Origin of the sequence: Streptomyces toyocaensis, from assembly GCF_000725125.1 — a bacterium.
Taxonomy (GTDB): domain Bacteria; phylum Actinomycetota; class Actinomycetes; order Streptomycetales; family Streptomycetaceae; genus Streptomyces; species Streptomyces toyocaensis.
The window spans coordinates 176,314-190,354 of sequence record NZ_JFCB01000001.1 but is presented as its reverse complement, the minus strand read 5'-3'; the positions used below and the strand labels follow the sequence as shown (position 1 = coordinate 190,354).

Annotated in this window: 11 protein-coding genes; 2 read left to right on the top strand and 9 right to left on the bottom strand. The window is 71.0% G+C overall.

Annotated elements, in window-relative coordinates; all coding sequences use genetic code 11:
- Positions 1-204: 204 nt before the first annotated feature.
- Positions 205-1,440: a sensor histidine kinase gene (locus BU52_RS00840; protein WP_037926210.1), complete on the top strand. Its 1,236-nt coding sequence runs from the start codon at positions 205-207 to the stop codon at positions 1,438-1,440.
- A gap of 313 nt (positions 1,441-1,753) precedes the next feature.
- Positions 1,754-3,217, top strand: coding sequence for a DUF6851 domain-containing protein (locus tag BU52_RS00835; protein ID WP_037926203.1), 1,464 nt, complete (start codon positions 1,754-1,756; stop codon positions 3,215-3,217).
- 92 nt (positions 3,218-3,309) lie between these two features.
- Here BU52_RS00835 and BU52_RS00830 read toward each other — a convergent pair whose 3' ends face one another.
- From BU52_RS00830 to BU52_RS00790, 9 genes are all read right to left on the bottom strand, one after another.
- Positions 3,310-4,959, bottom strand: a complete 1,650-nt coding sequence (locus BU52_RS00830; RefSeq protein ID WP_037926201.1) for a prenyltransferase/squalene oxidase repeat-containing protein — start codon at positions 4,957-4,959, stop codon at positions 3,310-3,312.
- 147 nt (positions 4,960-5,106) lie between these two features.
- Complete coding sequence (locus BU52_RS00825; RefSeq protein WP_037926198.1) at positions 5,107-5,994, bottom strand: aromatic prenyltransferase; 888 nt, start codon at positions 5,992-5,994, stop codon at positions 5,107-5,109.
- Between the two features lie 65 nt (positions 5,995-6,059).
- Positions 6,060-7,217, bottom strand: a complete 1,158-nt coding sequence (locus BU52_RS00820; RefSeq protein ID WP_235216230.1) for a hydroxymethylglutaryl-CoA synthase — start codon at positions 7,215-7,217, stop codon at positions 6,060-6,062.
- A gap of 17 nt (positions 7,218-7,234) precedes the next feature.
- Positions 7,235-8,299 (bottom strand): hydroxymethylglutaryl-CoA reductase, encoded by a 1,065-nt coding sequence (locus BU52_RS00815; RefSeq protein ID WP_157847785.1) that lies wholly within the window; start codon positions 8,297-8,299, stop codon positions 7,235-7,237.
- Entirely contained in the window at positions 8,296-9,402 is a 1,107-nt protein-coding gene (gene fni, locus BU52_RS00810) for a type 2 isopentenyl-diphosphate Delta-isomerase (protein WP_037926194.1), read from the bottom strand. Before fni ends, BU52_RS00815 begins: the two co-directional genes overlap by 4 nt.
- Positions 9,399-10,508: a phosphomevalonate kinase gene (locus BU52_RS00805; RefSeq protein WP_037926193.1), complete on the bottom strand. Its 1,110-nt coding sequence runs from the start codon at positions 10,506-10,508 to the stop codon at positions 9,399-9,401. The genes fni and BU52_RS00805 overlap by 4 nt, the downstream gene beginning before the upstream one ends.
- On the bottom strand, positions 10,505-11,554 hold the full coding sequence (mvaD, locus tag BU52_RS00800; protein ID WP_200881134.1) for a diphosphomevalonate decarboxylase: 1,050 nt from the start codon (positions 11,552-11,554) through the stop codon (positions 10,505-10,507). Before mvaD ends, BU52_RS00805 begins: the two co-directional genes overlap by 4 nt.
- A complete protein-coding gene (gene mvk, locus BU52_RS00795; RefSeq protein WP_078903057.1) occupies positions 11,544-12,644 on the bottom strand; it encodes a mevalonate kinase in 1,101 nt (366 codons plus the stop codon). The genes mvaD and mvk overlap by 11 nt, the downstream gene beginning before the upstream one ends.
- On the bottom strand, positions 12,644-13,732 hold the full coding sequence (locus tag BU52_RS00790) for a polyprenyl synthetase family protein (protein ID WP_051857779.1): 1,089 nt from the start codon (positions 13,730-13,732) through the stop codon (positions 12,644-12,646). The genes mvk and BU52_RS00790 overlap by 1 nt, the downstream gene beginning before the upstream one ends.
- Positions 13,733-14,041 lie beyond the last annotated feature (309 nt).

The window sequence follows — 14,041 nt, the reverse complement described above, 5'->3', positions numbered from 1 at the left end:
GGCACGGCTCGCATCTCGGCATGGGTGCGGTCGATCGGTCACCACGGCGATCGTGCCGTGCGCGGGGCGGCTCCGCCTCTGACGACGGATGGCGGTGCCTACGCAATCGGGCGTAACCGGCTGCGGCGCGCCGCGCCTTTCGACGTAGTGGATCGCGCCTCGAAGCGGAGCGTCGGGCGCCGTCCCGGACATTAGGATCGCGGCATGAGAATCCGCCCCGGGTCGTCATCCCTGCGGGTACCGGCCCAAGATCTGCTGCTGGCGCTCTTCGTCACCGTGATGCAGGTGCAGGGCACGGTCGTCCTCGCCGCCGCCAGGGGGACGGAACAGCGTCCGCTCTCCGACCTCGGACACCTCGGGTTCGCCCTGCTGGTCGTGGGCGGTCTCGTCGTGGCCGTCCGCCGGCTGTGGCCGGTCGCGGCGTTCGCCACGGCCGCGGTCGCCAGCCTGGCCTACTACCTCCTCGAGTTCCCCGACGGGTACGGCTGGCTCGGACTCCTGGTCGCCCTGTACAGCCTCGCCGCCTACGGTGACGGGCGCCGGTCACTGGCCATCGCCGGCACCGGTACCGCGGTCCTGGCCGCCGGGTGGCTGTACGCGGCCGCCGACGTGGAGCCGCGCGAGGCCATCGGCTGGGTCTTCTTCCGCATCGGTGTGTCGGTCATGAGCGTCACGCTCGGCGAATCCGTCAGGTCCCGGCGGGTCATCGCGGCCGAGGCGGAGCTGCGTGCGGAGCTGGCGGAGCGGACCCGGGAGGAGGAGGCACGCGCGCGGGTCGACGCCGAGCGGCTGCGGATCGCGCGCGAGGTCCACGACACCGTCGCTCACGCCATAGCGATCATCAACGTACAGTCCGGGGTCACCGCGCACGTGCTCGACAAGCGGCCGGAGCAGGCGCGTGAGGCGCTGCGGACCATCGAGCAGACGAGTTCGCGGACGCTGCAGGAGATGCGAGCCATCCTCGGCGTTCTCCGGGGCGACAACGACGACCCGGTGCCGCACGCCAGCCTGGAACAGATCGACGACCTCACCGTCGAGGCGCGCGCCGCCGGACTGGACCTCACGCTGGAGGTCGACCCGCCCGCGGAGCCGCTGCCGAGCGCGGTGGACAGTGCCGCCTACCGCATCCTGCAGGAGTCGATCACCAACATCATCCGGCACACGGGCCCGACCCGGGTGACGGTCGCGGTGAACCCGGGGATCGACCATCTGGAGATCCGAGTCACCGACCAGGGGCGCCCCGGTCCCCGTGGCGGCCCTGCGCTCCGGCCGTCCGTCAACGGCACGGGCACACCGGCAGCCAGGACCGGCCGCGGGATCCTGGGCATGCGCGAGCGCTGTCAGCTGCTCGGCGGAGACTTCAACGCCGAGCCGACACCCGGCGGGGGGTTCGAGGTGACCGCACGCCTGCCCCTCGCGCCGACCGGGTCGCGCCTCTGACCGCGCGCGGTGGGAGTGCCCTGGAAGCGATGACCGCTTCCAGGGCACATTGTCGTCCGCGGCCGTGGCTGCGGGCAATACCCGCCCACCTCCAACATGAGTAGTCCCGACTACCAGAAGGAGCAGTGGCCGAGCGCGGGACGAGTCAACTAATTTCAGTGCGACAGAGATCACGTTACCGTGCGGTCAAATTCTGCGCTCGAAAAAACCCCATCCTTTCCGCCGGCGACCTCTGAGGACTCGCAAGTCGACTGAATGGAGAATTCCGGTGACCCATGCACGGCGGCCGCGGAGTCGGCGTCTGAGGTACGCGATGGCCATCGCCACCGCCACGGCCCTGACCGGATCACTGACCAGTGCTGTGACCGCGTCACCGCAGCAGGCGGCGGGCTTCGACTTCGATCACGGGAATGCCGTGACCGGGATCATCTACATGAAGCTCGCCGCGGTCTCACGCGCGAACAACACGGGCAGCAGTCCGGTGAACAGGGACTCCACCATTTTGCTGGAGGTGCCGTGGTTCGACGCCATTGCTCCGTACCACCCGACAGCGGTGGGCATCTTTTCGGACCTCGGCCGGCGACCGGTCTCCGAACACACGACACGCAACAAGAACATCGCCGTCATGTACTCCGCCTTCACCTCGCTGAACGTGCTCTACCCGGAACACAAGCCCAAGTGGCGGGAGATGATGCAATCGGCGGGCCTCGATCCCGACAACACCGAAGCGGACCCCACCACACCGAGCGGTATAGGCATTCTGGCCGCCAAGAACGCCTTCGCGGCCAGGAAGAACGACGGAACCAACCGCGACGGCACGGCAGGCGGCCGGCAGTACAACCGGCAGCCCTACGCCGACTACACGGGATACAGGCCGGTCAACAGCGCGGAAAAGCTCCGCGACCCGTCCCGCTGGCAGCCGAACACGTTCGAGAAGAACGGTGTCTTCACCGTCCAGAAGTTCGCCACTCCGCACTTCGGCCGGGTCAAACCGTTCACGTACGACAGTCCCACCCGGTTCAAGGTGTCTCCCCCGTGGAAGAGCAACCACCACCACCACACGGCCTACAAACGACAGGCCGACGAGGTTCTCAGGGCATCGGCGCTCCTGGACGACCGCCGGAAGATGGCCGCTGAACTCTTCAACAGCAACTTCGACACCTTCGGACTCGTCGGTACGGTGCCGGTCATCGTCGGGGGAAGGTACGACGTCGAGAAGACCATTCACTACACCGTCGTGCGCGACATCGGGTTCTACGATCTCTCCATCGCCACCTGGCACCTGAAGCGGAAGTACGACTCGGTCCGGCCGTTCAGCGCCATCCGCCACCTGTACGGGAAGAAGAAGGTGACGGCGTGGGGCGGCCCCGGAGAGGGGACCGTCAACGACCTCAGGGGCGACGAGTGGCGGGCTTATCTGGACGCCTGGCCCGCCGACCACCCGGTCAAGGCTCCCGACCACCCCGAGTACCCCTCCGCGGAAGCCGCGGAGTGCCTGGCCTTCGCCCACCTGACACGGCGTTTCACCGGCACGGACACGCTCAACATCGCCCACTCCGTCGCCAAGGGCTCCTCCTTCGTCGAGCCGGGAGTCACCCCGGCCGAGGACATGACGCTGCGCTGGAGCAGCCTGACGGACTTCGCCCGGGAATGCGGTGAGAGCCGTCTCTGGGGCGGTCAGAACTTCCGCGCCTCCATCGAGGCGGCGTCCCAGTACGCTCCGCAGATCGGCGACCTCGCCTACGAGTACGTTCAGCGCAAGGTGAACGGCGGCTGACCCTCCTCACCGTCCACAGCCGACTGCCGGCGAAGCCCGATGGCTTCGCCGGCAGTCGGCATGTCGTGTCCTGTCGGCGAGTGGTACCGCCGCTATGCCACGTCTCTGAGCAGGGTCGCCGTGCCCTGCACCCGGTGGCGCACGTGCCCCAGCGCGAGGAGCACGGGGGCGTCGGTCAGGACCGGGATGTGGTACGGGAACGGGCGGGGGCCGACCATGTCGGGCGGGCCGCTGTAGCCGCCGTCCGCGTTCTGGTGGGCGAGCAGCCAGGACAGGGCGCGCCCGACGGGCGGCGACGCGGTCCCGTAGCACAGGATGATCAGCCCGTAGGCGGTGCTGATGGGGTCGCTGGGATCGCCCGGCTGCATCCCCCAGCCGCCGTCGGGGTTCTGCGTCTCACGCACCGAGTGGTCGATCCGTTCGGCCATGCGGGCCGCACGGTGGTCGTCCGGGCCGGCCGTGCAGGCCGCGAGGCGCGCACGGAACATCGCGTGCAGCCGGCTGCGGCTCCACCCCGGTTCGAATCCGCCGTCCGGGAGCTGGCTGCCGGCCAGGAACGCCAGAGCACGCTGCCGGGCCGGCCGGGTGGAGGGGTGCGGGGCGAGCGCGTTGACGGCCGCGGCGGTCATGCACGGCTCGGAGGCGGCGCCGGCGACATAGGTGGGGAACCCTCCGTCGGCGCCCTGGACGGCGAGCAGCGCGTCCACGCCGCGCCGCACGGCGCCGCCGTGGCCGACGGGGTCGACGCCGTGCAGGAACTCCAGGATGCACGAGGTGCAGTCGACGTCGTTCTGCGCCACACGGGGACCGAAGGACCAGCCGTCCGCCAGCGGCTCACCGCGGGAGAGGGAGAGGCACAGGGAGCGCTGCGACTCGTCGACCTCGTGGGCGACCAGCGCCTCCGCCATGGCCCGCAGCACGCCGGGGCGCGAACCGGCTGCGGCGAGCGCGATGCCGGCGGTCGACGTGCACCAGTGCTGGAGGTCCACCACGAACGGGAAGCCGCCGTCGTCACGCTGGTACCGCAGCAGGGTCCGCAGGCCGCTGCGGACGGTCTCCTCCTGCCCGGGTACGCCGGCGAGCCCGTGCAGCGACAGCAGGTGCAGCAGTACGTAGCCCTCCCACACCGTCGTCGCCGGACGCACGGCGTTCAGCGTCCGCAGTGCGGCGGACGTGGCTCCGTTGCTGACGCCCGAGGCGTTGGAGAGGACCAGCGTGACCGCGGCCTGCTGGACGGCGGCCCAGGAGTGGACGGAATCCGTGGGGGCCTTCTCGTCGGCTTCCGGGGCGGCGTCGGGCGGCACCGGGCATCCGAACAGCGACAGCACGGCGTACAGCATCCTGCGCCGGCGGCCGGAGATGAACGCCGGTGCGGCGCCGAGCAGCGCCTCGGTGAGCTTGCCGACGATGTCGGCGTCCGCGGCGGATGCCCGGTCGGTGGCGCGCCCGACTGCCAGCGTGGCGAGGACCCGGTCGAACTCATGCGGGGAGTCGAGGTGTTCCCGGAGGAAGGCGAGTACCCGGTCCCGGGCCGGCGAGGCGGCACCGGTGCGCGTCATCAGCGACAGCGCGAGCGCGGATTCCAGCACCCGGCTGTGGCACTCCCCGCGTATCGCGCCCCCGTCGTCGACCTGACCGCTGACATGTGTGACCAACCGCGATGTGGCCTCGCGCAGGTGCTCCGGGTCGACTTCCGCGGGCCACGGAATGAGGGCCCTGTGCAATGTGTTCACTGGTCTCATGGCGCACTCCTGTCTGGATGCCTGGTGGTCGGTGAGGGACTGGAGAAAAACCTGTGCGCCGGCCGTTTTCGGGCATGGCCGACCGCGCGCAGTTCCCGGCGGTGCATGTTCACGGCGCCAGGAGCTGCGCGCATACCGGCTTTTCGATCAGATGAAGGCCACGGTCCCGGGATTCCACTTGTAGTGCGTCTCGAGTTTGTAGTACTCCCCTTCGGCGGCCGCGGCGACGCCGTACACGAATTTTCGGTCCGCGCCGCCGTAGGGAACGCTCTCTGCGAATTTCTCGAGCTGTGGCTCGACGGGAACGGGAAGGCTCGACAGGTCCGTGGTCGTCACACCGAAGCAGAACCGCTCGATCGCCGGAGAGTCCCAGTTCAGGGTGATGTAGAGCCCGAAGGCCCGGCTGCCGATCCCGAGCATGCGCTCGCTCGGCTCCGGCAGTCCGATGTCACGGAGCATCCGCCGGATTCCGTCGGCCTCGAAGCATGCCGCGGGCACGTCGTTGAAGTACACGTTCACGGTTCTGTGCAGGTAGTCGACCGCAACGAACGCGACCTTGTCGTCCAGGCCGTTACGGACGAAGAAGTCGAAGTTGTGGGCGAGGCTGTCCGGCATGGCCGGTGTCCCGACGAGCTCCGACACCTTCTGCAGGTCCTTCGGAGCGAAGCCCGCATAGACCTTCGTGAAGCCGCTCACCACTCCGAAGTCGATACCGAACCCGTCGACCGGAAAGCGTTCCTCGATGTCCGGGAGCAAGGCTCCGACGGGGTGGCTCGTCCTCGGGGTGAGCCCTTTGGACACGGCCAGCGGATACGGGTTCCGGTCCTTCGGGTGCGTGATGAAACGGCAGTCGACATCACCCGCGTGCCGCGGACCGGTCGCCATCCTGAAGGCCAATGGCATGGCATGCGCGAAGGCGTCCCCGTACGCCGAAAGAATGGGACGGACCTTGTCGCGCGAAAAGGCTATGCCCAGCCGTCCTGCTGTTTCCGTGACGGCGGAATAGATCTCGTCCGCCTCGGAGGTTGTGGACATGTACGACTCCAAGCGATTGAGGCATGCGGTCGCATGCGCAGACAGCTGATGGGCGCGGTGGGTCCTTACCGCGCCGCGTAGATGCGCTTGTGGCCGGAGAGCCCGACGAGCCGGTACGGCCCCGTGGTCTCCCGCGGCGTGGGATGGTCCCCGCCGTCGGCCGGGAAGGACCGCTCGTGGAGCTCGCGGTACCTGGCGTAGTCGATCTGCTGCCGGCGGCCTATCGCCTCGCGGTGCGCGTCGGAGCGCAACCGCGCGCGGTATCCCGGGACGACGGTGCCGGCGAAGAACTCCGCGACGCTGCCGGACCCGTAGCTCAGGAAGCCGATGACCTCACCGCTCAGGTCGTCGGCGTGGTCGAGCAGCGAGGCCAGCCCGACGTACATCGACGCGGTGTAGCTGTTGCCGATCTCGACGTTGTAGGCCGTCGTGTGGCCTATGGCGCGGGTGATCTCCTCCTCGTCGGCGGCGTGACCGTTGTGCTGGAGCAGGTGCCGGTGCGCCTTGTGGGCCATCTTCGTGAACGGCTGGTGGTAGCAGAAGGCGCTGAACTCGCCGAGCTTCCGGCCGCCGCGCTCGGTGTAGTCCTTCCACGCGCCTTCCACCGCCTGCAGGTAGGCGGAGATGGACTCCCGGCCGTCGACCAGGGCGGTGGTGAGGTAGTTCGGCCGCCAGAAGTCCATGATGTCGGCGGTGAACATCCCTGACCGGTCCTCCAGGCGCACCAGTGCCGGATCCGCGCCGACCAGCATGGCCACCGCCGCGGCGCCCTGCGTCGCCTCGCCCGGACTGCCCAGCTCGTACCTGGAGACGTCACTGGCGATCACGAGGACCTGCTCCGAGGGGTCCCGGTGCACGAGTCCCATGGCGAACTGCAGGGCCGCCGTCCCGCTGTAGCAGGCCTGCTTGAGCTCCACGACGCGGGCGGCGGACGGCAGCCCCAGCAGCGAGTGGACGTAGACCCCCGCCGCCTTCGACTGGTCGACGGACGTCTCGGTCGCGAAGACCACCGTCCTGATCCGGTCGGCGCCGTGCCGGGCGACGACGGGCGCGGCGGCGTCGGCGGCCATCGTCACGATGTCCTCGTCGGCGGCCGGCACGCTCATCGCGCGCTGGCCGATGCCCCGGTGGTACTTGGCGACACCCGTGCCGTTGTGGCCGGCCAGCGTCTCGTGCGTCAGGACGTACTGCGTCGTCGCGACGGACAGGTCGTGGATTCCCACGGTGAGGTCCCCGGGCATCACTTGCCTCCGATCCTGGTCGTCGCGTTCCTGCGCTCCAGCCGGACGTGCGCCCGCATCAGCTCACCGGGGTTCGTCTGGGCCGCCATCAGGGAGAGTTCTCCGCACAGCACCGTCGCGGCCGCGATGACCGCGAGACGCCGGGCGTTGTCGCCGGGCTCGCGCGCCGCGCGGCAGCCGAGCCGCTCAAGGTTCTCTTCGACGAAGTCGAGTCCCTTGCCGTTGCCGACCGTCCCCACGATCAGGTTGGGCAGGGTGCAGGAGAAGTACAGGTCGCCGTCCCGGTCCTCGGCCACGGTCACGCCCTGGGAGCCCTCCACGATGTTCGCCGCGTCCTGGCCCGTCGCCAGGTAGAAGCCGAGCAGCATGTTCGCGTAGTGGGCGTTGGCCGAGCGGATCCCGCCCGCGAGCAGGGTGCCGATCATGTTCTTGCCGATGTTCAGGTCGGCCATCGCGGCGGCCGTCGTGCGCAGCGACTTGTGGACGATGTCACGGGGCAGCAGGAGTTCGGCGACGACCCTCTTGCCCCGCCCGAGGATGCCGTTGACCGCGGTCGCCTTCTTGTCCGTGCAGTAGTTCCCCGAGATCGAGCCGTAGGTGATTCCGGGGATGGCCTGCAGGATGTGGCTGAGGAGCGCGTCGGCGGCCAGCGTCGCCATGTTGTGCCCGGACGCGTCGCCCGTGGTGAACTCGAACCGGAGGAACAGCAGGTTGGCCGCGATCTCGTGGTGGAATCCGATGAGTTCGACGAACCGGCCGCAGGTGCGCACGACGTCACGGAGTTCGTCGAGGCGGGCGTCGACCTCCAGGGCGGCCATGTGGGCGGCCTGGGCGTCCTCGGCCCTCACGAAGACCGAGCGCGTCATCCGCTCGTCGACCAGTGTGGTGACGATGCCCTGTTCGACCATGGTGGACAGCCGTGCGCCGCGCCCGACGGAGGGCCACAGCGGTGACTCGTAGGTGGCGAGCGGCACGTGGGTCTCGAGCTCGGCGACGTTCCCCGACATGCGCAGGGGACCCACCCATTTCATGGGAACGCCGGCGACCGCATGGGACTCGGTCATCGGGAACCTCCGATCGTCTCGTGGTGCGTGCTGGAGGAGTTGGTGCGGTAGGAACGGGAGCGGGTCGCCAGCCACCGGGTCTCGATCCCCCGGTCGGCGCAGAACGCGCGCAGGTCGCCCTGGACGAGCACGTCGCACCGGGCGAGGTCGGCGGGGGTGGGCGCGCCCAGCGCGGTCATCAGGGCTGTGAGCTGGTCGATCCACGAGGACAGCAGCGAGATCAGGGCCGGGGCGCCGCCGTCGAGCACGGTCTTGAGGAACAGGCCGGACGCCCCGACGGCGGAGGCGCCGAGTGCCAGTGCGCGCGCCACGTCGAGCGGATGACGGACACCGCCGGAGGCGAGCACCGGGAGGCCGACGCCGTGGGCGTCCAGGAGGCAGGCCGGGGTGGACTGTCCCCAGCCGTTGAGGTACGAGTAGTCGGGCCGGTCACGCCGGTCGTTCTCGATCCGTGCGAAGTCCGTGCCGCCGCTGCCGGAGACATCGGCGACCCGTACGCCCATCTCCTGGAGCCGCAACAGGGTCTCGCGGCTGAGCCCGAAGCCGACCTCCTTCACGATCAGCGGGACGTCGACGGCTGCCGCGATCTCCTCGATCCGCGGGCCCCAGGAGGCGAACGACCGGTCGCCCTCCGGCATCACCGTCTCCTGGATCACGTTGAGGTGGATCTGGAGGGCGTCGGCCTGCAGCAGGTCCACGGCGCGGCGTGCCTTCTCGACGGTGGCGTTGGCGTTGATGTTCGCCAGGATGAAACCACCGGGGTTCTCCTCGCGCATCACGCTGAAGGTGTCCGCCACCGACGCGTCGGCGAAGTACGGGCTGATGGATCCCGTGGCGACGGCGACCCCGGTCTCGCGGGCGGCGATCGCCAGATCGCGGTTGATCTCCCCGGTCTTGGGGCTGCCGCCGGTCATCGCGTTGATGTACAGCGGAACCTGCCACTCCATGCCGCCGAAGCGGGTGACCGTCGAGACGTCGGAGCGGTCGATGCCGGCCAGCGCGTGATGCACGAAGGACACGTCGTCGAACTGGTTGTGCCCGCCGCGCCGGCGATGCTGCTCGGTGGCGAACCGCACGTGGGCGTCCTTGCGCTCAGCGATCATGCTGGGCTCCCTTTCGTCGGCTGGATGTGAATCGGCAGGGGGAGCACCCCCGCGGCGGACCACCGCTCCCGCAGTCGCGACACCCGCGACGCCTCGGCGGCCTCCAGGAACGCGATGCCGCAGTCGCCGCCTCCGGCGCCCGAGGGCTTGGCGGCGCCGCCGACGGCCTCGGCGACGTCGCACAGGGCCGTCAGCACCGGGGTGAAGATGCCGAGACGGACGGCGCCGTCGAGATCGGCGAGCATCCGGCGCGCGCCGCGGATCCGGTGCAGCAGCTCGTCGTCGTCCCCCCGCTCGAGCGCGCGGATCGCGGCCTCCACACAGGCGTCGCTGCGACGGACGAAGTCCCGCTGGGCCGTGCTGCCCCGCCACTCCCCCGTCTCCAGGCGGCCCGTCAACGAGGCGGTGCTGGCCGGTTGTCCCGTCCAGCCCACCTCCAGCGCGAGTCCGCGCGGCGGCGGCAGCCGGCGCACCGAGAACCCGGGCCACGGCTCCCGGAGGGCGTGCTCGACACCCCCGCGCCGCGCCAGGGCCAGCACGGCTGCCCGGTCGGGCGCACGGTAGGCGACCCAGCCGCCCCAGACGCTCGCGGCGAGATCGCCGCCGGAGGAGCGGGGGTCGCGCCGCGCCGTGGCCAGCAGCGCGAGCCGGAACCGGTCGTCCGGTGACAGTTCCATGCCGTAGTACGCGGCCAGGGCAGTCACCGTGGCGACCGTCACCGCGCCGCTCGATCCCAGCCCGAACTTCGTTCCGTCACGGTGCAGGCGGCTGGTGACCGAGACGCGGATCGGCGGCGCGCGCCGTCCGCGCTCGGCCAGCAGTCCGTCGACCACGTCGATCGCCGACACGACGTGGCCGAGGCGGTCCAGGACCCGAGGCTCGGCACCGGCGTCGGCGCCGAGCCCGGCGGCACCGCGCCGCAGGCACGCCGCTCGCGGGGAGAGGTCCGACTCGATCACGACCTCTGCCCCGTCGGCCGCCGACACGGTGACGCCGACGTGGCGGTCGACCGCCACCAGGACCGCCGGGTGGCCCGGTTCCAGCACGGCGTACTCGCCGAGGACGAACAGCTTGCCCGGGGCGTGCCGGGTGACCGCCGCGCTCACCGCTCGGCCTCCGTCGTCAGCCGGGCGCCCGGCCCGCGCCGCGCGGTGAACACCGTGCAGCCCGGGGCGGCGCCGCGCACCGCCTCGGCCACCCGGTCGGCGTCCGCGGGGTGGCAGAACACCTTGACGTTGGGTCCGGCGTCCATCGTCGCGTAGGCCGGCACGCCGTCCGAACGCAGCCGCAGCACGCCGTCGAGCACGGACACCGTGGCCGGCGACAGATAGCGCACCGCCGGCCGTGCCGCCAGCATCGTCGCGTGCATGCCGAGGGCGTTGCGCTCGGCGATCTCCCCGACCGCGTCGAGATCTCCCCGCCGCAACGCCGCCCGCATCTCGGCCAGATCGGCCTTGCCGGAGGTCGCCCACGCGCGGTAGAGCGGCGAGGTCTCGACGGTCCGCCGCATGGCGGCCCGGCTGGACACGGCCTTGGCCCCCGCGTCGACCACCGCGATCACCAGCGCGGGATCGAAGTCCGCAACCGGCACCGGTTCCGCGTAGGAGCCGAGGTCCGCGGCCGCACCGGTGCCGCGGCCCGCATGACAGACCGCGAAGCCGCCGAACATCGACCGGGAGGCCGACGCGGACCCCCGGCGGGCCAGCCGGGACAGCGCGGTGCGATCGAGGTCGAGCCCGTAGGCGGCCGCGCCGGCCAGGGCCAGGGCTGCGAAACCGCTCGCCGAGGACGCCAGTCCGGCCCCGGTGGGCACGGAGTTGCGGGTGTCGACGACGGCCGGCTCGCAGCGTCCGGACCTCTCCCGCAGCAGGTCGAGGAAGCCGACGACGCGCCGGCGCACCTCGCCCTCGGCGGGGGAGCCGTCGAGGGTGAAACTGTCGGCCGGCGCCCCGGGGTCCAGCCGGACCGTGGTGGTCGTCGGGAAGATGTCCAGCGTCATCGACAGGCTGTCGACGTACGGGATCATGAGCCGCTCGTCGCGCTTGCCCCAGTACTTGATCAACGCGATGTTGGGGTGGGCCACAGCCGTCACTCCGTGGCCCGGGGCGTCGACGGCCGGCGCGACCGGCCCCGCCCGATGGTCAGTCCGCATGGTGCGCATACCTTCCTGCCGGCACGATCCAGGTCCGGACGGCACCGGCTTCTCGGAGGCCGCTCACGACCGCCGCCGTCCGGCCGGGTTCGTCGGCGAGCGCGATCATGCAGCCCCCCAGGCCGCCGCCACTGAGCTTGGCGCCCAGGCCGCCCGCGGCCAGCGCGGCCTCGACCAGGGCGTCGATGCGGGCCGTGCTGATCCCGATCTCGCGGAGCAGCCGGTGGTTCTCGGTCATCCGCGTGCCGAAGTCGTCCCACCGGCCGTGGGCGAGGTCGCGCACGGCCTCGTCCGTCAGGTCCGAGACCTGGCCGACGAACGCCTCCCGGGTCCGCGGTTCGCGCGCGAACCTGCGCCGCAGCAGCTCCACCGCCTCCCTGGTGCCGCCGCTCATCCCGCTGTCCGCGATGACGAACACTCCGCCGGGGCCGCGGTACCCGTCGGGGGCGGCGCGCTCCGCGGCCCGCTCCCGGGGAGGCGCGGGGGCGTCCCCGGGCATCGGCATCGGCAGCTCCCGGGCGGTGCCGGAGCGGAACAGCAGGGGGGAGGTCGCGCCGGTGGCGAGCGCGTCGATGCCGCTCGCCCTCCCGTGCGTCACCTTCTCGGAGGCCTGTACGAGGTCGAACGTCGTCCTGGCGTCGAGGCGGCGGCCGAGGAGGTCCGCGAGGGCCAGGACCGCCGCCCGGGCGCAGGCGGCGCTGGAGCCGAGCCCACGCCCCTGCGGGATCGAGCAGTCGATGAGCACGTCCGCACGCAGGCCGTCCACGGCGCCGGCCCACTTCCTGAACTCTGCGACCAGGCGCTGCAGTCCGCTCGAGGACGACGGTATCCGTGACGTGGACCCGGGACCGGCCAGCTCGAAGGTCACCTCGTCCGCGCCGTCGTCCCCGGGGCGCCGCGTCGCGCTCGCGGTGACCGGCAGCTGGGGCACCGGAACGGCCAGCGCCGGGGCGCCGTACACGACGGCGTGCTCACCGAGCAGGATGGCCTTGCCGTGGGCGCGTCCGACACCGGAGGACCGGTGCCCGGAGTCCGGCTCGTCCACGAGGTCCGCGCGGCCGCCGACGGTGCGCTGTGGTGTCGTCGCCATCAGTGGGCCCGCTGCGTCGCCTTGGTCGCCATCGCGGCGAGCTGTTGTTTCGCGAGACCGGTGGCGCTGCTCGCCTCCAGCACCGCCATGGCCCGGTCGGTGCGGCGTTCGATCTCCCGTTCGATGTGCCGCACGGCGCCGACATCGGTGAGGACGGCGCGGACCCGGGCGAGGTCGTCGTCCCCGAGGTCGGTCCCGATCGTCGCCCTGAGGAACGCCGCCGCCCGCGGATCGCGCGCGTCCGCGCGCTGCAGTGCCGTCGCGAGCAGCACCGTCCGCTTGCCCTCGCGCAGGTCGTCCCCCGACGGCTTGCCCGTCACCGCCGGGTCGCCGAACACGCCCAGCAGGTCGTCGCGCAACTGGAAGGCGATGCCGATGTCGGCGCCGAACGCCCGGTAGGCCGCCACGAGCCCGGAGTCGGCGCCGGCGATCGCGGCACCGAACTGCAGGGGCCGTTCCACCGTGTACGAGGCCGTCTTGTACTGGTCGACGAGCAGTGCCGCGTCGACGTCCTCCTCGTCGCCGGCCTGGCTGATCAGGTCGAGCAGCTGGCCGTACATCACCTCGTACCGCACCGCGGACCACACCGGTCCGAGCCGGGTCTGCGCGTCCGCCGGCAGCCCGGAGGCACGCACCATGACGTCGGACCACACCAGGGCGAGGTCCCCGACGAGGATGGCGGCGCCCGCGCCGAAGGCGCCCGGGTCACCGGAGAAGCGCCGCATCCGGTGCCGCTCGGCGAAGACCACGTGCGCGGCGGGATGGCCCCGACGGGTCTGGGACGCGTCGATGATGTCGTCGTGGATCAGCCCCGACGCGTGCAGCAGCTCGAATCCCGCGCAGGCGCGAAGCACGGCAGGGGCCACCGGGTCGTCCGGGTCACCCCCGGCACCGATCCAGCCCAGCCAGGCGAACGTCGGCCGGACGCGCTTGCCGCCGCGCAGGACGTAGTTCTCCAACTCCTTGACGGTCGCCGCGAAGTCCTCACCGAGCGAAGCGGCCTCGGCTCGGCGTTCCGCGAAGAAGTCACTGATCGCGGCATCAATGGCGGCCGGCTCCACGGCTGTTCCGAGATAACTCACGGTCATGCTTTCATCTCCCGGTCGAGGCGGCGGTCACTCTCGCACTCATGCGTCCCGGACTTCCGTGAATTCGCCGAGAACAGTCACGTCGAACGCGGAGCGGCGCCCGGCCCATTCCGAATGCACGTCATCCCGCACGAAAACAAGGAAACCTTGGAAAGAGTTCGTCAAAGTCGCTGCTCTGCTCGCCAGCGAATCGCAACGACACGAACGGTAATGACGAACCGTCTGCGCTGCCCACTACTCGGGCGAGTAGTGCGAATGCGACCGGGCATTCCCCCACCCCGGCGGGCATCCCGTATAACTGAAGCGGCC